At 61.9% G+C, this 18,300-nt stretch carries 11 protein-coding genes; 6 read left to right on the top strand and 5 right to left on the bottom strand.

Features of this window, described 5'->3' with window-relative positions:
- Positions 1-91 precede the first annotated feature (91 nt).
- Entirely contained in the window at positions 92-2,947 is a 2,856-nt protein-coding gene (locus KQH60_RS06925; RefSeq protein ID WP_237575771.1) for a 2-oxoglutarate dehydrogenase E1 component, read from the bottom strand.
- Between the two features lie 325 nt (positions 2,948-3,272).
- Positions 3,273-5,099, bottom strand: a complete 1,827-nt coding sequence (gene typA / locus KQH60_RS06920) for a translational GTPase TypA (protein ID WP_237575770.1) — start codon at positions 5,097-5,099, stop codon at positions 3,273-3,275.
- 280 nt (positions 5,100-5,379) lie between these two features.
- On the opposite strand from typA, the gene KQH60_RS06915 reads away from it, so the two are divergent.
- The 6 genes from KQH60_RS06915 (at position 5,380) to KQH60_RS06890 (ending at position 13,999) form a co-directional block, all read left to right on the top strand.
- Positions 5,380-5,856 carry a MarR family winged helix-turn-helix transcriptional regulator gene (locus tag KQH60_RS06915; protein WP_237575769.1) on the top strand — a complete coding sequence of 159 codons (477 nt, stop codon included), beginning with the start codon at positions 5,380-5,382 and terminating at the stop codon, positions 5,854-5,856.
- Between the two features lie 185 nt (positions 5,857-6,041).
- The gene (locus KQH60_RS06910) at positions 6,042-7,520 is read left to right on the top strand and encodes an efflux transporter outer membrane subunit (protein WP_237575768.1); all 1,479 of its coding nucleotides are present in this window, start codon (positions 6,042-6,044) and stop codon (positions 7,518-7,520) included.
- Between the two features lie 67 nt (positions 7,521-7,587).
- Positions 7,588-8,826 carry an efflux RND transporter periplasmic adaptor subunit gene (locus KQH60_RS06905; RefSeq protein ID WP_237575767.1) on the top strand — a complete coding sequence of 413 codons (1,239 nt, stop codon included), beginning with the start codon at positions 7,588-7,590 and terminating at the stop codon, positions 8,824-8,826.
- A gap of 9 nt (positions 8,827-8,835) precedes the next feature.
- Positions 8,836-10,395: a DHA2 family efflux MFS transporter permease subunit gene (locus KQH60_RS06900; RefSeq protein ID WP_237575766.1), complete on the top strand. Its 1,560-nt coding sequence runs from the start codon at positions 8,836-8,838 to the stop codon at positions 10,393-10,395.
- Between the two features lie 546 nt (positions 10,396-10,941).
- Positions 10,942-12,330, top strand: a complete 1,389-nt coding sequence (locus KQH60_RS06895) for a hypothetical protein (RefSeq protein WP_237575765.1) — start codon at positions 10,942-10,944, stop codon at positions 12,328-12,330.
- A gap of 592 nt (positions 12,331-12,922) precedes the next feature.
- Positions 12,923-13,999 (top strand): hypothetical protein, encoded by a 1,077-nt coding sequence (locus KQH60_RS06890; RefSeq protein ID WP_237575764.1) that lies wholly within the window; start codon positions 12,923-12,925, stop codon positions 13,997-13,999.
- On the opposite strand, the gene truB is transcribed toward KQH60_RS06890, so the two are convergent.
- From truB to infB, 3 genes are all read right to left on the bottom strand, one after another.
- A complete protein-coding gene (gene truB / locus KQH60_RS06885) occupies positions 13,902-14,846 on the bottom strand; it encodes a tRNA pseudouridine(55) synthase TruB (RefSeq protein ID WP_237575763.1) in 945 nt (314 codons plus the stop codon). The genes KQH60_RS06890 and truB overlap by 98 nt on opposite strands.
- A gap of 20 nt (positions 14,847-14,866) precedes the next feature.
- The gene (rbfA, locus tag KQH60_RS06880) at positions 14,867-15,235 is read right to left on the bottom strand and encodes a 30S ribosome-binding factor RbfA (protein ID WP_237575762.1); all 369 of its coding nucleotides are present in this window, start codon (positions 15,233-15,235) and stop codon (positions 14,867-14,869) included.
- Positions 15,236-15,301: 66 nt separating this feature from the next.
- On the bottom strand, positions 15,302-18,223 hold the full coding sequence (gene infB / locus KQH60_RS06875) for a translation initiation factor IF-2 (RefSeq protein WP_237575761.1): 2,922 nt from the start codon (positions 18,221-18,223) through the stop codon (positions 15,302-15,304).
- Between the last annotated feature and the right edge of the window lie 77 nt (positions 18,224-18,300).

Here is an 18,300-nt window from a genome sequence, read left to right as displayed (position 1 = left end):
CGTGCCGTATCGGGCGACCCAGCGCTAAAGACGCGGCGCACGGCCCCCCAGGGGACGAGCATTCGCCCCCTTCGGCTTCATCGTTGCGTGATTACTTGATCAGCGTCGCGCTTTTGAGCCGGCCGAACGCACTCTCGACCAGCGCCTTCTGCTGCTCGTAGTGCTTCGCGTAGTAGCCGACCGCCGGCGACGCGGACGCCGGACGCCCGCTGTACGCGAGCTTCATGCCGTCCCGCATCCCTTCGGCGAGGTGGTGCTCAATGTAGAACCAGGGTCCTTGGTTCTGTGGTTCATCCTGCACCCAGACAACCTCGGTCGCGTTGTCGTACTTCTTCAGCTCGGCTTCGAACTGCTTGTGCGCGAACGGATAAAGTTGCTCGATACGCAAGATCGCGACGTCGGCGTTCTTTGCCTCGCGGCGATGGGCGATCAAATCGTAGTAGACACGGCCCGAGCAAACGAGCACGCGCTTGACCTTTTTCGGGTCGATCGACGCATCGGTCTCGCTGAGCACCGGATGGAACGCACCGCTCGCCAACTCGGACAGGTCCGACACCGCTTCCTTGTGGCGCAACAATGACTTCGGCGTCAACACGATCAGCGGCTTGCGGAACAGCCGGATCATCTGGCGGCGCAGCAGGTGGAACATTTGTGCCGGCGTCGTCGGCTGCACAACCTGCATGTTGTGCTCCGCACACAATTGCAGGTATCGCTCAATGCGCGCCGACGAGTGTTCCGGACCCTGCCCTTCGTAGCCGTGCGGCAGCAGCATCGTCAGCCCGGACACGCGGCCCCACTTGACCTCGCCGGACGAGATGAACTGATCAACGACGACTTGCGCGCCATTGGCGAAGTCACCGAACTGCGCTTCCCATGCCACCAGCGTATTGGGTTCGGCCGTCGAATATCCATACTCGAAGCCGAGCACCGCTTCCTCGGACAACACCGAATCGATGACGGTGAAGCTCGCCTGCCCGTCCGCGACATTCTGCAGCGGAATATACGTGCCATCGTCCCAGCGCTCGCGATTTTGGTCATGCAGCACTGCGTGGCGGTGCGTGAACGTGCCCCGGCCCGAGTCCTGTCCGGTCAAGCGCACCGCGTAACCGGACGCAACCAGCGAGGCAAACGCGAGGTGTTCACCCATGCCCCAGTCGAGCGGCTGCTCACCGGCTCCCATCTTGCGACGGTCGTTGACTACGCGCTCAACCAGCGGGTGCAGCTTAAAGTTCTCTGGGATCGTGGTGATCCGCTCGGCCAAGCGCTTAAGCTCGGCCAGCGGCACCGCGGTATCCGCCGCATCGGTCCACTTGCGGTTCAGGAACGGCACCCAGTCGACCGCATACTTGCTCTTGTAGTTCGACAGCACCGGGTCGATCGTGTGATGCCCCTCGTCCATCGCCTTGCGGTACGTCTTCACATACTGATCGGCTTCGTCGCCGCCGATCACGCCCTGCGTTACCAGCTTCTCCGCATACAGCGCGCGCGTGCCGGGATGCTGCGCGATTTTCTTGTACATCAGCGGCTGCGTGACCGCCGGCGTATCCTGCTCGTTGTGGCCGAGCTTACGGAAACAGACGATGTCGATCACGACATCCTTGTGGAACTGCATCCGGAAATCGATCGCCAGTTGCGTGGCGAACACGACCGCCTCTGGGTCATCACCGTTCACATGCAACACCGGCGCCTCGATCATCTTCACCACGTCGGTGCAATACAACGTCGAGCGCGCATCGCGCGGATCGGACGTGGTGAAGCCGATTTGGTTGTTGATCACGATGTGCAGCGTGCCGTACGTGCCGTAGCCGCGCGTTTGCGCCAGATTCAGCGTCTCCATCACGACACCCTGGCCAGCAAAGGCCGCATCGCCATGGATCTGCACCGGCAGCACCTGCAGACCGTCCAGGTCGCCACGACGGTCCATGCGCGCCTTCGCGGAGCCTTCGACCACCGGGTTGACGATTTCCAGGTGCGACGGGTTGAACGCAAGCGATAGGTGCACCGGGCCGCCAGCCGTCGAGACATCGGACGAAAAGCCCTTGTGGTACTTCACATCGCCAGCCGGCAGGTCGTCCACGTGCTTGCCTTCGAATTCGGCGAACAGGTCCGCCGGCATCTTGCCGAGCGTGTTGACGAGTACGTTCAAGCGCCCGCGGTGGGCCATGCCGATTACGATCTCCTGCACGCCCTTGCTGCCTGCGTGGTGCACGACTTCATCCATCGCCGCGATGACGCTCTCGCCGCCTTCGAGCGAGAACCGCTTTTGGCCGACGTACTTCGTGTGCAGGTAGCGCTCCAGGCCTTCGGCCGCGGTCAACCGCTTGAGAATGTGCTTCTTCTTGTCGGCGGAGAAATTCGGCGTTGAGCGCGTGGACTCCAGCCGCTCCTTCCACCAGCGCTTCTGCTCAGGGTCGCTGATGTACATGAATTCCGCGCCGATCGTGCCGCAGTACGTGTCGCGCAGCGCCTTCACAATGTCGCGCAACGATGCTTGCTCGAAGCCGAAGTACAGATTCGTCGCATGGAACGTCTGGTCCATGTCGGCTTCGGTAAAATCGTAAAACGCAGGTTCGAGTTCGGGAATATGCGGGCGTTCGCGGCGCTTCAGAGGATCGATGTTGGCCCATTGCGAGCCGAGGAAGCGATAGGCGCCGATCAGCGATTGAACGTAGACTTGCTTTCGCGCAGTGGACAGGTCGTTGTTGCCGCCACGTGGAATGAGTGCGTTCGCTTTGGCCCGTTGGGCGAAGGACTCGACGATCGGCGCGTGGGCCACGTCATTCACATTCGAGCCGTCCGACGCAGGTACGTTTTGCAATGCATCGAAGTAGCTGCGCCAGTTCTCGGGCACGGACGCCGGATTATCGAGATATGCTTCGTACAATTCTTCCACGTACGGAGCATTGCCGCCGAACAAATACGAGTTCAGCTGGAATTGCTTCATCATTTTGACGCTCACCTTTCTTCGAGTTTCTCGAGAAATAGCGGGTTACGAAACCTTCCGCGCGACGGCCTGACCGTGTAGCGGATTGCGCGAATCAAGTCTGCTGGGAAGGACCTAAAACATGCATCGGCGAAGCTTATCACGTTTAGCCTATTGCGGCTATTTGCCTCGTTTACAAGCGGGCCGATGCCGGGCCTGAACGGAGCGGACCGAGGGCGAGTCGCCTGCATTACACCGAGACAAAAACGCCGCACCGGCTCATGCGGGCATGACGCCGATGCGGCGCAACGGGCTGCGCCGGCCGGCGGCATCGCTACAGCGTCGCACGTCAGTCGGCCGCGGCCTCGCGGCTCGCGCGCCGGCGCTCGTGCTCCTTCAGGTGCCGCTTGCGCAGCCGGATCGACTGCGGCGTGACCTCGACAAGCTCGTCGTCGTCGATGAACTCGACCGCATACTCGAGCGTCAACTGGATCGGCGGAACAAGACGCACCGCCTCGTCGGTCCCCGATGCACGCACGTTCGTCAGCTGCTTGCCGCGGATCGGATTGACCACCAGGTCATTGTCCCGGCTGTGAATGCCGATGATCATCCCTTCGTACAGCGCGTCGCCCGGCGACACGAACATGCGACCACGATCCTGCAGCTTCCACAGCGCGTACGCGACCGCAGCGCCGTCATCCTGCGAAATCAGCACGCCGTTACGCCGCTCGCCGATCGTGCCGTCCCGCATCGGCTGGTACGCATCGAAGATGTGGCTCATCAGGCCGGTGCCACGCGTCAGCGTGAGAAACTCGCTCTGGAAGCCGATCAGTCCACGCGCCGGAATCCGGTATTCCAGCCGTGTACGCCCGCGGCCGTCGGATGCCATGTCAAGCAGCTCGCCCTTGCGGCGACCCAGCTCCTCCATCACCGCGCCCTGGTGACCATCCTCGAGATCCACGGTCAGCAACTCGTACGGCTCATGTCTAACACCATCGATCTCACGCACTACCACACGCGGACGTGACACCGCGAGCTCGTAGCCTTCACGACGCATGTTCTCGATCAAGATAGTCAAATGCAGCTCGCCGCGGCCGGACACCTCGAACACCGTCTCGTCGCCGGTATCCTTGACTCTCAACGCGACATTATGATTCAGCTCGCGGTTCAGCCGCTCGCGGACCTGGCGGCTGGTGATGAACTTGCCTTCCTTGCCCGCCAACGGCGACGTGTTCACACAGAAGTTCATCGTCAGCGTCGGCTCATCGACAGTGATCATCGGCAGCGCGTCCGGCGCGTCCGGCGCGCAAATCGTCGCGCCGATGCCGACATCGTCAATGCCGTTAATCAGCACGATGTCGCCGGCCTCGGCGCTGTCTACCTGCACGCGCTCCAGCCCCTTAAAGACCTGCACCTGATTAATCTTGCGGTTCAACGGCTCGCCCTGCGGGCCGAAACGCATCACGACCGGCTGGCCGGCCTTGATGCGCCCGCGCGTGATGCGGCCCACGCCGATGCGGCCGACATAGGTCGAATAGTCCAGCGACGTGATCTGCAACTGCAGCGGCGCGTGTGGATCGGCCTCGCGCACCGGCACGTATTGCAGTACCGCTTCGAACAGCGGGCGCATGTCGCCTTCGCGCACCTGCGCGTCCAGGCTGGCATAGCCGTTCAGCGCCGATGCATAGACCACCGGGAAATCGAGCTGCTCGTCGTTTGCGCCGAGCTTGTCGAACAGGTCGAACGTCTGGTTGATTACCCAGTCTGGCCGCGCGCCCGGACGGTCGATCTTGTTGACGACCACGATCGGCTTGAGCCCAAGCGCCAACGCCTTCTTCGTGACAAAGCGCGTCTGCGGCATCGGCCCTTCGACCGCGTCGACCAGCAGCAGCACCGAATCGACCATTGACAGCACGCGCTCGACTTCGCCGCCGAAGTCGGCATGCCCCGGTGTGTCAACGATGTTGATGTGCGTGCCTTCGTATTCGACGGCGCAGTTCTTTGCGAGGATCGTGATGCCACGCTCCTTCTCGATGTCGTTCGAGTCCATCACGCGCTCGGCGACTTGCTGGTTTTCACGGAACGTGCCGGACTGCCGGAGTAGCTGATCCACGAGCGTGGTCTTGCCATGGTCGACGTGCGCGATGATGGCGATATTGCGGAGCGGGCGTGTCATAGAGGAGTCGTTCGAACGCGGTGCGTGGCGAAGCGGGCCGACGCAAGGCAAAGCGGCTGCACGCAGCCCGGAACGCGCACCGCAGCAGCGGGCGACGCAGGCACGGGCGCCAAATTGGAAACCTAGAATTCTATCACGCCGCGGCGTTTGCGACATGCGCACGCGGCGCTCACTGCCTGCCACCCTACGATTTTAAGCAGTTTGCGGACAACCCCGTTGCGACGTGACACGGTGGCACCTATAATGCATGTCGAGTCAACTATTGCAGATACAACTTGTTATGTCGAGTCCAAACGCCGGATTGCCGCCCGAAATCGCAAATTACCCATTCGGCGAGAGCATCGGCTATCTGCTCGCGCGGGTCCGCTCGAACATCTGGAACATGGTGTCGCAGCAAACGATGGCCGAATTGGGCATCACCAGCACGCAGGCGAGCATCCTATTCATGCTCGGCAGTGGCCGGTGCCTTGCCGCGGCCGAACTCGCACGCGAATATGGCATCGACGCGAGCGCGGTGACGCGGCTCATCGACCGGCTCGAGAAACGCGGCCTGCTGTGCCGGGTGCGCAGCGAGGAAGACCGTCGTGTCGTGCGGCTCAGGCTGACGGACGAAGGGACCGCGCTGGCCGCGCGGATGCCGGCGATCTACAACCGGGTACTGGACAAGCTGCTGACCGGCTTCACCCCCGACGAAGTCGGTTTTCTCAAAAGCATGCTGCGCCGCATCCTGATTAACTGCGACGACACGCCCAACTAAACGCCAGGCGACTGCGCTGCCCGAGTCGTCGGCAGCCGGATCGCGCCGATGAAACCGATCATGCAACGTGCAATCAGCAACGTACAATCAATTGCATCGACAAGCTTTTTAGTTAACTTTTTGTTAGCTAGTAGTAAGAAATTGGTTGCAATGTCCAATATATGGCTTATCCGAAGGACCGATTAATGAAAGTCGTTTCATCCTCCGCCCCGCCAGCGAGGCTGGCCCGGTGCGCCGCCGCGCTGGTGGCGGCCGCCCTGGTGCTCAGCGGCTGCGCCAATTATGTCGGGCTGCGCAGTGACAAGCAGCCAGCGCGGGCCGACAGCTTCGACAGCGTGCAAAGCCTGCCCACTGAAGGCGGTAGCTGGCCCGCGCTGGATTGGGCTGCTCAGTTTGGCGATCCACAATTGCCGCAACTGATCGACGAGGCGCTAGCCGACAGTCCGACCATTGCCCAGGCGCAGGCGCGGCTGGCCAAGGCCGCGTCGTATGTGCAGGGCGCCAACGCCAGCACGCTGCCCAAGGCAGACGCGAAATACGCTTGGACGCGCGAACTTTACTCGGGCAATGCGCTCTTCCCGCCACCCTATGGCGGCGCGTGGTACAGCGAGAACACTGTGCTGGCAAGCGCAACGTACGAACTGGACCTGTGGGGCAAAAATCGGGAAGCGCTGCGCTCGGCGATCTCCCAGGAGAAAGTCGCCGCGGCTGACGCACAGCAGGCGCGGCTGACGCTGGCGACGTCGGTGGCACGCGCCTACAACCAGCTCGCGCAACTGTACGCGCTGCGTGAGGTCGCGCAGCGCGAGATCTCGAACCGCACCGATGTAGGCGCCATTACGCGAGGGCGCCTGGCCGCAGGCTTGGATACCGAGGTTGAGCACCGCACCGCTGAGGGCAACATTGCGACAAGTCAGACCGCGCTGACTGACCTGGACGGACAGATCACCACGACGCGATACCAACTTGGCGCACTGCTCGGCAAAGGTCCGGACCGCGGGCTGCGTATCGCGACGCCGCGGTTGGGCGGGGGTGGCAGCGTTGCGCTGCCGGCGAACCTGCCGGCGGACCTGCTGTCGCGCCGCCCCGACATCGTCGCCGCACGTTGGCAGGTGGAGGCCGCCACGCACGACATTAAAGTGGCCAAGGCCGAGTTTTTCCCGGACATTAACCTGAGCGCCGGGTTCGGTTTCGATGCTTTCGGCTGGGGCCGGTTCCTGCAGTCGGGCAGCCGCCAGATCCAGGCCGGACCGGCGCTCCACTTGCCCATCTTCGACGGCGGCACGCTGCGCGCGAACCTGAAAGGCAAGCTTGCCGACTACGACAGCGCGGTGGCGAACTACAACCAGACGCTGATCGGTGCACTGAACGATGTCGCCACCCAGGTAGCCGCGATCCGCTCAGTCGACCAGCAACTCGTCGACACGCAAGCCGCGTACGACGCGAGCAAACGCGCATACGAGTTAGCGGTGATCCGCTACAAGGCCGGTCTGGTGCCACAGTTGCAGGTGCTCTCCGCCGACAGCCTGCAGTTAGCGCAGCAGCAGACCCTAGTCAATTTGACAATGCGTCGACGCGACCTGCAACTGGCCCTGATCAAGGCGCTAGGCGGCGGTTTCGACGCCAACGGCACCGTGCTCGGCGCAGCCGAACCGGCCCAATGATGAGCCAACCCGCACGTCCGGCCGCCCGGCCATGCAATGAATCAGACTTGAAGACACGGAGCGATTGATGAGCAGCCCCCAACAACAAGGCGCCACGCCCGACGCAAACGCAAGCAACGGTAAACGCCGGCGCCTGATGGCGCTGGTAACGATCGTGATCGTACTTGCCGCGATCGCCTATGGCGCGTACTACCTACTGATCGCGCGATTTCACGAAGAAACCGACGACGCATACGTCAACGGCAATGTCGTGCAGATCACGCCGCAGGTCACCGGCACCGTCATCGCGGTGAAGGCGGACGACACCCAGGTCGTGCACAAGGGCCAGCCGCTGGTACTGCTTGATCCGGCAGATTCACGCGTCGCGCTACAGCAGGCCGAAGCGGACCTGGCGCAGACCGTGCGCCAGGTCCGTACGCTGTACGTGAACAATAACCAATACCAGGCTGCAGTCGCGCAGCGCCAATCCGACCTGTCGCGCGCGCAGGACGACCTGCGCCGCCGTCTGACGGTCGCCCAAACCGGCGCGGTATCGCAGGAGGAAATCTCACATGCGCGTGACGCAGTCAAGGCCGCGCAGGCCGCCCTGGACGTCGCGCGGCAACAACTGGCGTCCAACCGCGCGTTGACTGCCAACGTCGCGATCGCACAGCATCCGAACGTACTGGCGGCCGCGGCCAAGGTCAGGGACGCCTACCTGAACTACGCGCGCAACACACTGCCTGCGCCGGTGACCGGTTATGTCGCCAAGCGCAGCGTACAGGTGGGCCAGCGCGTCTCGCCCGGCACGCCGCTGATGGCGATCGTGCCGCTGAACGAGGTCTGGGTCGACGCGAACTTCAAGGAAGTTCAGCTCAAGCACATGCGCATTGGCCAACCAGTCGAGGTCGTCTCCGACGTCTACGGCTCATCGGTCGTGTACCACGGCAAGATCCAGGGCTTTTCGGCCGGCACCGGATCGGCCTTTTCGCTGTTGCCCGCGCAAAACGCCACGGGCAACTGGATCAAGGTCGTCCAGCGCTTACCGGTGCGCGTGCAGCTCGATCCCGAGGAGTTGAGCCAGCACCCGCTGCGCATCGGCCTGTCAATGACCGCCAACGTGTCGATCAAAGACGAACAAGGCGGCGAGCTCGGCAACGCGCCGACCACGGTGTACCAGACCGACGTGTTCGACGAGTACGGCAAGCAGGCCGACGCTGAAATCAAACGCATCATCAGCCAGAACGACGGCAGCGGCGGCACCACCACCGCCGCGGCGGACACGGCCAAGCCGGCCCCGGCCACAGCCCAGCACGCCGCACGATAGGGCCACGCCATGAGCCACGCACAAGCGTCTCACCCGCCGCTGTCGGGCATGCAACTGGTGGTCGGGACCATCGCGGTCTCGCTCGCCGTGTTCATGAACGTATTGGACACATCGATCGCCAATGTCGCGATCCCGACTATCTCGGGTGACCTTGGCGTGTCGTCGGATCAGGGCACGTGGGTCATCACCTCATTTGCCGTCGCCAACGCGATCTCCGTGCCGCTGACCGGTTGGCTGACCGAGCGGATCGGCCAGGTCCGGCTGTTTCTCACGTCGATCGTGCTATTCGTGATTTCGTCGTGGTTGTGCGGGCTGGCACCATCGCTGCCGTTCCTACTGGCGTCGCGCGTGCTCCAGGGCGCGGTGGCCGGCCCCATGATCCCGCTGTCGCAAACGCTGCTGCTGGCGAGCTACCCGCGTTCCAAGTCCGCGATGGCGCTCGCGCTATGGGGCATGACCACGCTCGTCGCGCCCGTGCTCGGCCCGATCCTGGGCGGGTGGATCTCCGATAACTATTCGTGGCCGTGGATCTTCTACGTGAACATCCCGGTCGGGATCGTCGCTGCGATCGCGACGTGGGTGATCTTCCGCAAGCGCGACTCCGAGATCAAACGCGCGCCGATCGACGGCGTTGGACTGATGCTACTCGTGCTATGGGTTGGCTCGCTACAGATTATGCTCGACAAGGGCAAGGACCTCGATTGGTTCAACTCGGCAACGATCATCGTGCTGGCACTGATCGCGATCATCACCTTCGCGTTCTTTGTCGTATGGGAGCTGACCGACAAGCATCCGGTCGTCGATCTGTCGTTGTTTCAGCGGCGCAATTTCACCGGCGGCACGGTGGCGCTGTCAATCGGCTACGGATTGTACTTCGGTAATCTAGTGCTGCTGCCCTTGTGGCTGCAGACGCACATCGGCTATACCGCCACGCAGGCGGGACTGGTCATGGCGCCGGTCGGCATCTTCGCCATTCTGTTGTCGCCGCTAACCGGCAAATACATGCCGAAGACCGATCCGCGCTACATCGCAACCGCAGCGTTCACCGTGTTCGCATTGTGTTTCTACCTGCGTTCACGGTACACGACTGGCGTCGATACGTTTGCGCTGATGGTGCCCACGTTTATCCAGGGTATCGGCATGGCCGGGTTCTTCATCCCGCTGGTGTCGATCACGCTGTCCGGCTTGCCGCCGCATCGGATCGCTGCGGCCTCGGGGCTATCAAACTTCGTGCGGATTATGTGCGGCGGCATTGGCACGTCCATCTTCCAGACCGCATGGGACCATCGCACGATCCTGCATCATGCGCAATTAGCCGAGCAAATCGGTCAATTCAACCCGGTATTTGGGCAATCGGTCGCCCAGATGCACGCACTCGGCATGAGTGAAGCGCAGTCATATGGGATGGTCAACAATCTAATGACACAACAGGCCGCGCAATTGGGAGTCAACGACCTGTTCTACCTCTCCGCTGCGATTTTCATCGCGCTGATTGCGTTAATCTGGATCACCAAGCCTGAACGCGGCAGCGGCAGCGATGCAGGGGCCGCAGCATCAGCCGCACATTGAACGCCAGGTTCGGCGCGGCGAGCGGCCTGCCTGCAGACCGCCCGCCGCGTCCCCGTTCCAGCACATCGGCCACTTCATCCGCTGATCATGCCGAGTCGCGGTTCCGGCAAACACGCTTGTTAGGCGCAGCCCGCGGCAAGTGTCGGTTTCCCTCATATTCGTGTCGGTCACCTACTAGCCGTATAGGAGCCGTTCGTAATTCAAATGCCCAATTCGATAATTTGAACTACAAATTAATGGTGACGATTTAACATCTGCGTCCAAAATCGATCTACGGGGGGCAACGTGCCAAACGCATGGTTTAAAAACTGTTCTCGTTACTTGGTGGCTTGCGTCAAACCCGACGCCATGGATCGCGAACCGCAACGCCCATCACGCTCGGCCGGTTCCACATCGGATCGAGCCAACACATTGACAAAGTTCAAGGCGCTCGGGCGAGCGCCATGGCACAAAAGCAACGCGTCGCGCGCTTCTCGCACGAGTCCACCTAAAACGGACGTTACAACTGCGCTGCCGCACTTGCTGAGATTGCCTAACGAAATTCATATGATCGTCGCGAAGATGATCACTGAACCGAATTGGACGGATCCATGCAGATCCTACGTCAATAATCTGCAACAGTTTTCGTTGGTGATACCCGGTTCATCCGAATGGCTCAGGCCTGAATTTGAGGGCGCAAAACTCGCGCAGCAGGCCAGTGACCTAAAGCGGCTCAACGAACCGGAGCGAGCTGACAAGTTCATGGAACTCTTTGCGAGCGCGATGGCATTGCAACCACGACGCCCTTCGGTGGAAGCCTATGTCATCGCTCAGATGCACTGCCTGCCGACATACGACGCGTATCGTGCGGCACAATACGTCGCCGCCGAACTCAAGCGCTCCGATCGCCACGAGTGCCACGCACAGTATATTGCGCTGTTTAACGAAATACCGCGCGTCATTAAGGCGAGACGGAGCATCATCGACGACTGGCGGTCCGACGGGAACACTCGTGCCGACCTGCACACATTGCTGCTCCAACTGGTCGACGCCGCGCCACAGCTTCCGCCGCACTCGAATAGTGTCGCCGAGAAAATCGCCACGAAGAGAGCGACTGAGGCTATGTTAGCGGCCATGCTGCCCACGCTGCCTGCGCAAGATTTGGCGTCCCGTTTTGATGCACTGGTGAGCACAGCACGCGCCATCAGTCCGAAGCTAGTGGAAACACTTGCGCCACTACTTTCACAACTTCCAGCAGAAGAGCGTGCTGCGAAATTCGATGGCTTGCTGTCCGTTGTACAGCAGCATGGCGGTGCATCAGCGCCAACGCTCGTGGCTCACCTTCCTCTTCTTTCCAATAACGACAGGCCTGCACGCTGGCATACGCTGCTGCAAGTAGCAACGCAACACCGCGTCACAGGCATGATCGAGCCTTTGCTGGATGCCGCAGTCCATCTTCCAGACGAACATGCTGGCGCGGCGTGCGCAGCGGTTCGCAGCCTTACAGACCAATCGCTGGAGCCGTCTAGAGACCGAAACGCAAACACAGTATTAGCCGCCGTTGCGAGTCGGCTCAGTGCCATTCCTCAGGCAGAGCAACAGCCAATGTACGAATGGCTACTTCGTAAAGTCAGCGAGTTTCCGACACACAGTCAGGTACTGAGCCGATCGCAATTGCAGTCGCGAGTCGAACTCCTTTCCTGCCTCATTACACAGATACACCGTTCTCCAGATGACAAAAAGCGCGAAATTTTCGACATGCTGACCCGTATGCTCAATTGCGCCACACCCCACAATAGTCGCGACGCGCTGGCGGCGCTTGAAGCCCCCTTTCGACTCCGAGACAGCTCCGCCAACTTTTCGCCCTTTGCGCAACCTTGGATAGACGAATGGCGCAAGCGGTGTGAGGACCCAGCCCAGTCTCATCTGGCACGCATTGCATTTCGATCCGCATAACATCACGGAGCAGGAACGATCGGTAGCGCACTGATCCATCAGGCCGCGATATCCGCTGCCCCCCCTTCGCACGACACCAGCACAACGTAGGCTGCGTCGAGCACGGGTAAATTTCGTTTCCCTGTCGATTACGTCTACCTTACCAGCGCCGGCGCTGGCGTAATGACTATGCTGTGCAGCACATGGCAACCCGCCACGATTGGGGAACATTGGCCAATGCGATACAGCCCCTCGCATTGGGCGGCATGATCAACGCAGCGCGTGCCCACCAGCCCCTGGGTTCAACGGCTTGAAACGAAAATACGCGATGTCAATCAATTTGCTCACTTACTTACCTTGCATGACAGGCGCATGTGGCGCCTCTGAGGCCCCGGACACTGAGACTGCATGGGTTGAAACCCCTCAGATGCCGGCAAAGTCATGCGACTATCGATTGGACGTATCGGCGTCACTGCCGCGCAGTGCAGCCTCGGAGGTCCCGCCGACGCGCAATCGCGCGATCAGACAGCCAGTGCGCACGCGGACGCTGACGAAGCTGCCACTAGAAGTGCTGGAGATCATCGCCTGTCGAGTCGCTGAACCCACGACGAACATGAATCAAACCACCGCTTATCGCCACTTGTGGTCGTTCGCGACCGCGTCACGCCAAACCTGGCATGCTGCGCAGTGGCAAATACCAGCAGCGCAGGTTCACGCGCGTGCGATGGACCTGGGCAGCGATGACCAGCAAGCACCGCTGCAGGAGTTTAAAGACATCTTTGACGCCGCTCGCCAGTTGCCCATGGGTAAGGCGAAGCTTCAAGCCTACGTGATCGAACAAATCGAGTGGATGCAAGACGGGCACCTGGATGCAATCCAGTGGACGCTGTCCGAGCTCGCGAAACAACCGGCACATGCAAATGCCGCCCCGTACCGCGCATTGATCGACGTGCTGCCCAGGATCTTTAATCACGTGTGTCACAGTTTTGACAGCCCCCGCGATGCAATCGTGTCGGAGCACTCTGCGCAGCGAGCGGCATTCAATATAGGGCTCGACGCGATCGGCAAGTTGCATGGACCGGACAAAGTGGACGCCATTGAGGTCATGGTATCGCTGTTAGAGCGTTTGCCCGATGACGAGCGCGCAGCCAGTTTCGACGCATTGATGCATGCCGCGATCGCTGTCCCGCCCACTCCGATCGCGGATCTCGTGTCATGCCTACAATGGCTGGAAAACACCGAACAGCAAGACCGTTTGGATACCTTGATATCAATTGCAACTCAGTATGGCGACGCGGACGCGGTCGAGCCGCTGATCACGGCCACCGCGGCGGTGCACCACGTTACCGATGCCAACGCAGCACGATCCGATGCCACCACGCCGCCGTCGGCGGCAGAGCAGCAGAATCGATGGGACCGGGTGCTAGCGCTAAGCCACACGTTGTGGCGCTCGGGCAAAATGACAACCGAGCAGTTCAATGACGCGCTTTCGCGGCTCAAATCGATATCGGACATGCTGCCCGCCGAACAGCGGCAAAGGACTATGGCGTGGCTCGAAAGTCAATTCAACGAAATAGCACAACAAACCGGCACTAACTGCGGGGAGCAATCAGGCGTTCTGGACATAGCACACCGCACTGCCACCGGCCAAGCCCAAGCAGCCGGCGCCCGTCAGCGTCATAGACTCTGACTCTAACGTCGTCACCCACATTCGGCTCACGCACCAACCGCAACCGCTGGCCGTGCGTGAAGCGCCGGGCCATCTCGGCATCCAACTCGACTGGCGCAAACGTTGATAATAACGTGTCGATCGGTTGCAGATAGGCCAAACGTCGCGGCTCGTGCGCATCGGACAGTTCGTCCAACGTTACAGCGTCGTTTAGCGTCAATGCTCCAACACCGGTGCGGCGCAGCATCGTCAAATGCGCGCCGCAACCCAGCGCTTCGCCAATGTCCTCGGCCAGCACGCGAATATAGGTGCCCTTGCTGCACGTGACGCGGATCGTCACGGATGCCGCACTGTCCAACGCGCACGTGATGCATTCCAACGCATGGATCGTCACCGCACGCGCTTCACGCTCGAGCGTATGGCCTGCCCGCGCGTATGCATAGAGCGGTTTGCCGTCGCGCTTGAGCGCTGAGTACATTGGTGGCACCTGCATGATTGGACCACGGAACGCGATGAGCGCCGCGTCGAGCGCCGCCCGGTCGCACGTAACAGGCCGCGTTTGCAGCACGTCACCCTCCGCGTCACCGGTCGTCGTGCGCACGCCCAGCTTCAGCGTCGCGTCATAGGTCTTGTCCGCATCGAGCAGATCCTGCGAAAATTTGGTCGCCTCGCCGAAACACAGCGGCAACAGACCGGACGCAAGGGGGTCCAGCGTTCCAGTGTGCCCGGCCTTTTTCGCGTTGAGCAGGCGCTTGGCGCGCATCAACGCATCATTGCTGGACAGCCCCACGGGCTTGTCCAGCAGTAACACACCGTCCACGGGGCGCCGGACAAGGCGCGGCCGCGCCGGATCGCGTCGTTGCGTCATATCGATATCGCGCTCCGGAATCAGTCGTCCTTGGCACGCGTCGCGTTCGCCTCGTCGATCAACCGCGACATTTGTACGGCCTTCTCGATCGACTCATCGAACACAAAGTGCAACGTCGGCACCGTATGGATGTGCAGGCGCTTGAACAATAAGTTATGCAAGTGGCCGGCTGCGTGGTTAAGCGCTTCTTGCGTCTGCCGGGGATCTCCGGTCAGTGTCGTGAAGAATATCTTTGCATGCGCGTAATCCGGGGTCAGCTCGACCGCCTGGATCGTCACCAAGCCAATCCGCGGATCCTTGACTTCGCGCGCGATCAATTCCGACAAATCGCGCTGGATCTGATCAGCGATCCGCACATTGCGATCGCCACTGCTGCGTTTTTTCGGCATAGTCCACTCCTGCCAACAAAAAAGGCGGAGCCCTGACGGCCCCGCCCCTAGCGCCGGCGCATTAAATTACAGCGTGCGCGCCACCTCGGTCACTTCGAACACCTCGAATTGGTCACCTTCCTGGATGTCGTTAAAGTTCTTCAGCGACAAGCCGCACTCGAAGCCCTGCTTCACTTCCTTCACGTCGTCCTTGAAGCGCTTGAGCGAATCCAACTCGCCGGTATGGATCACCACATTGTCGCGCAGCACCCGGACCGACGCCGCACGCTTGACGACGCCGTCAGTCACCATACAGCCGGCCACCGCACCGACCTTCGGCACCTTGAACACCTGCCGCACCTCAACCGTGCCGATCACCGCCTCGCGTTTTTCCGGCGCCAGCATGCCGGACATCGCAGCCTTCACCTCGTCTACCGCATCATAGATGATGTTGTAGTACCGGAGATCAACGCCGTTCGCCTCGGCCAGCCTGCGCGCCTGGGCGTCGGCACGCGTGTTAAAGCCAATGATGACGGCCTTGGACGCGGTCGCCAGGTTGACGTCCGTTTCGCTGATGCTGCCCACCGCGCTGTGCACAATCTGCACGCGCACCTCGTCAGTCGACAGCTTCTGCAGCGCATGCACCAACGCTTCCTGCGAGCCCTGCACATCGGCCTTCACGATCAGCGGCAGGTTCTGCACTTCGCCGGCACCCATCTGCTCCAGCATGCTTTCGAGCTTCGCGGCCTGCTGTTTCGCAAGCTTCACGTCGCGGAACTTGCCTTGCCGGAACAGCGCGATTTCACGCGCCTTACGCTCATCCGGCAGCACGATCACTTCCTCACCGGCGTTCGGCACCTCAGACAGCCCTTGGATCTCGACCGGAATCGATGGTCCGGCCGACTTCGCCGCCTTGCCAAACTCATCGGTCATCGCCCGCACGCGGCCATACGCGGAGCCCGCCAGTACGACGTCGCCACGCGACAGCGTGCCGGACTGCACCAGGATCGTCGCGACCGGGCCCTTGCCCTTGTCCAGCTTGGCCTCGATCACAATACCCTTGGCAGGCGCCTCAATGGGCGCTTTCAATTCGAGCACCTCGGCCTGCAACAATACATTCTCGAGCAGGTCGTCAATGCCCTGTCCAGTCTTGGCGGACACCTCGAGGAACGGCGAATCACCGCCGTACTCTTCCGGCACCACGCCTTCCGCGACCAATTCCTGTTTGACCCGATCCGGATTCGCGTCGGGCTTGTCAATCTTGTTAATCGCCACGACGATTGGCACGCCACCCGCCTTCGCATGCGCAATCGCCTCCTTCGTCTGTGGCATCACGCCATCGTCGGCCGCGACCACCAGGATCACGATGTCGGTCGACTTCGCGCCCCGCGCACGCATCGCGGTAAACGCCTCGTGGCCCGGCGTATCGAGGAACGTGATCACACCACGCGGCGTCTCGACATGGTATGCACCGATGTGCTGTGTGATCCCCCCCGCCTCGCCCGCAGCGACCTTCGCGGTACGGATATAGTCGAGCAGCGACGTCTTGCCGTGGTCAACGTGGCCCATCACTGTGACGACCGGTGGGCGCGGCAGCGCCTCGACATCGGCCGCTTCGCCTTCGATCAGCAACGCTTCCGGATCGTCGAGCTTCGCGGCAACCGCATGATGACCCAGTTCCTCGACGACGATCATCGCGGTTTCCTGGTCCAGCACCTGGTTAATGGTCACCATCTGGCCGAGCTTCATCATCACCTTGATGACCTCGGAGGCCTTGACGGCCATCTTATGCGCGAGATCGGCTACGGTGATGGTCTCCGGCACGTGCACTTCGCGCACAATCGGCTCGGTCGGCACTTGGAAATTCGTATGCGCATCTTGATGCTTGCCACGGCCGCGCGGACCACCCCGCCAGCCACGGTCCACGCCACCGCTCGAATCGCCGCGCGTCTTGATGCCACGCCGCTTCGCTGCATCGTCCTGCCAACCGCTCTTGCCTGGGGCTTTCTTCTTGTCGCCGGAGGGCGCAGCTGTCGGTGCCGACACCGGTTTCTTCGCGCCGGCGGCCGGCCGGGCCGGCGCTGCCGCGCCCGCCGGCCTGGCCGGCTTGTGCAACGTGCCCTTCGCCTCAGCGGGCTTAGCGGGTTCGACCGGCTTCGGCGGCTCAGGCACCTTGACCATTGCCTTGCGCGGCGTTGCCATCATCTCGCGGATCGCCCGCGCCTCGGCTTCCGCCGCTTCCCGACGCTTGCGAATAGCCTCCTGCTCCAGGCGTGCCTTGTCGGCAGCGGCGCGGGCATCGTCGGCAGCCTTCTTCGCCGCCTCCCGCTCGGCAGCGCGCTCGGCTGCCGCACGAGCGTCGTCGGCAACCGATGGGCCGGCCGATTGTCGCACATCGTGATTGCGCTGCTGCTCGTGATGGCGCTGCTGCTCGGCCACCTGCTGGGCAGCCGCGCGCGCCTGCTCCTGGGCCACCTGCGCCGCGCGCCGCGCCGCTTCCTCCTCGGCGCGACGCCGTTCCGCCTGCGCCGCCTCGTCGCGGGCACGCCGCTGCGCTTCCTCGCGCTCAAGGCGCTCCTGCCGCTCGCGCAATTCGCGCGCCTGCTGAGCCAGCGCCTCGGCTTCGACGCGCGCTTGCTCCTCGCGACGCGCGAGTTCGGCAGTCGCACTGTCCTGATCCTCGCCGTTCGGCGCTTCGGTACCTGGCTCGTCGCGCTTGACGAACACCCGCTTCTTGCGGACTTCGACCTGGATCGTGCGAGCCTTGCCGGTTGCGTCGGCCTGCTTAATTTCTGACGTCTGCCGGCGCGTCAGCGTGATCTTGCGCTTGTCGCCGTCAGCGCTGCCGTGCGACTTGCGCAAGTGATCCAGCAAACGCGCCTTGTCCGCTTCGGACAGCACGTCGTCCGCGCTAGCTTTCTGCACACCCGCAGCTTGAAGCTGTTCGAGCAGAAGGCCTGCAGGCATCTTCAGTTCCGCGGCAAATTGGGCTACGTTGTTGCTCGCCATTCATCCCTCTTGAGGCAAGGACAGCGGTCCTTGCAGTTGACATCCCGGTGCGGCCTATCGGGCCGCGTCATTTCAAT

It is taken from the genome of Mycetohabitans sp. B8 (genome assembly GCF_021991875.1).
In the GTDB taxonomy this organism is placed as follows: Bacteria; Pseudomonadota; Gammaproteobacteria; order Burkholderiales; family Burkholderiaceae; genus Mycetohabitans.
This window is presented reverse-complemented; position numbering and strand designations above follow the sequence as displayed.

What these genes read in the sequence shown, in the direction of transcription:
- truB (WP_237575763.1), bottom strand. Translation starts at nt 14,846, where the DNA reads ATGACGCAACGACGCGATCCGGCGCGGCCGCGCCTTGTCCGGCGCCCC.
- infB (WP_237575761.1), bottom strand. Translation starts at nt 18,223, where the DNA reads ATGGCGAGCAACAACGTAGCCCAATTTGCCGCGGAACTGAAGATGCCT.
- KQH60_RS06905 (WP_237575767.1), top strand. Translation starts at nt 7,588, where the DNA reads ATGAGCAGCCCCCAACAACAAGGCGCCACGCCCGACGCAAACGCAAGC.
- KQH60_RS06890 (WP_237575764.1), top strand. Translation starts at nt 12,923, where the DNA reads ATGAATCAAACCACCGCTTATCGCCACTTGTGGTCGTTCGCGACCGCG.
- typA (WP_237575770.1), bottom strand. Translation starts at nt 5,099, where the DNA reads ATGACACGCCCGCTCCGCAATATCGCCATCATCGCGCACGTCGACCAT.
- rbfA (WP_237575762.1), bottom strand. Translation starts at nt 15,235, where the DNA reads ATGCCGAAAAAACGCAGCAGTGGCGATCGCAATGTGCGGATCGCTGAT.
- KQH60_RS06895 (WP_237575765.1), top strand. Translation starts at nt 10,942, where the DNA reads ATGATCGTCGCGAAGATGATCACTGAACCGAATTGGACGGATCCATGC.
- KQH60_RS06925 (WP_237575771.1), bottom strand. Translation starts at nt 2,947, where the DNA reads ATGATGAAGCAATTCCAGCTGAACTCGTATTTGTTCGGCGGCAATGCT.
- KQH60_RS06900 (WP_237575766.1), top strand. Translation starts at nt 8,836, where the DNA reads ATGAGCCACGCACAAGCGTCTCACCCGCCGCTGTCGGGCATGCAACTG.
- KQH60_RS06910 (WP_237575768.1), top strand. Translation starts at nt 6,042, where the DNA reads ATGAAAGTCGTTTCATCCTCCGCCCCGCCAGCGAGGCTGGCCCGGTGC.
- KQH60_RS06915 (WP_237575769.1), top strand. Translation starts at nt 5,380, where the DNA reads ATGTCGAGTCCAAACGCCGGATTGCCGCCCGAAATCGCAAATTACCCA.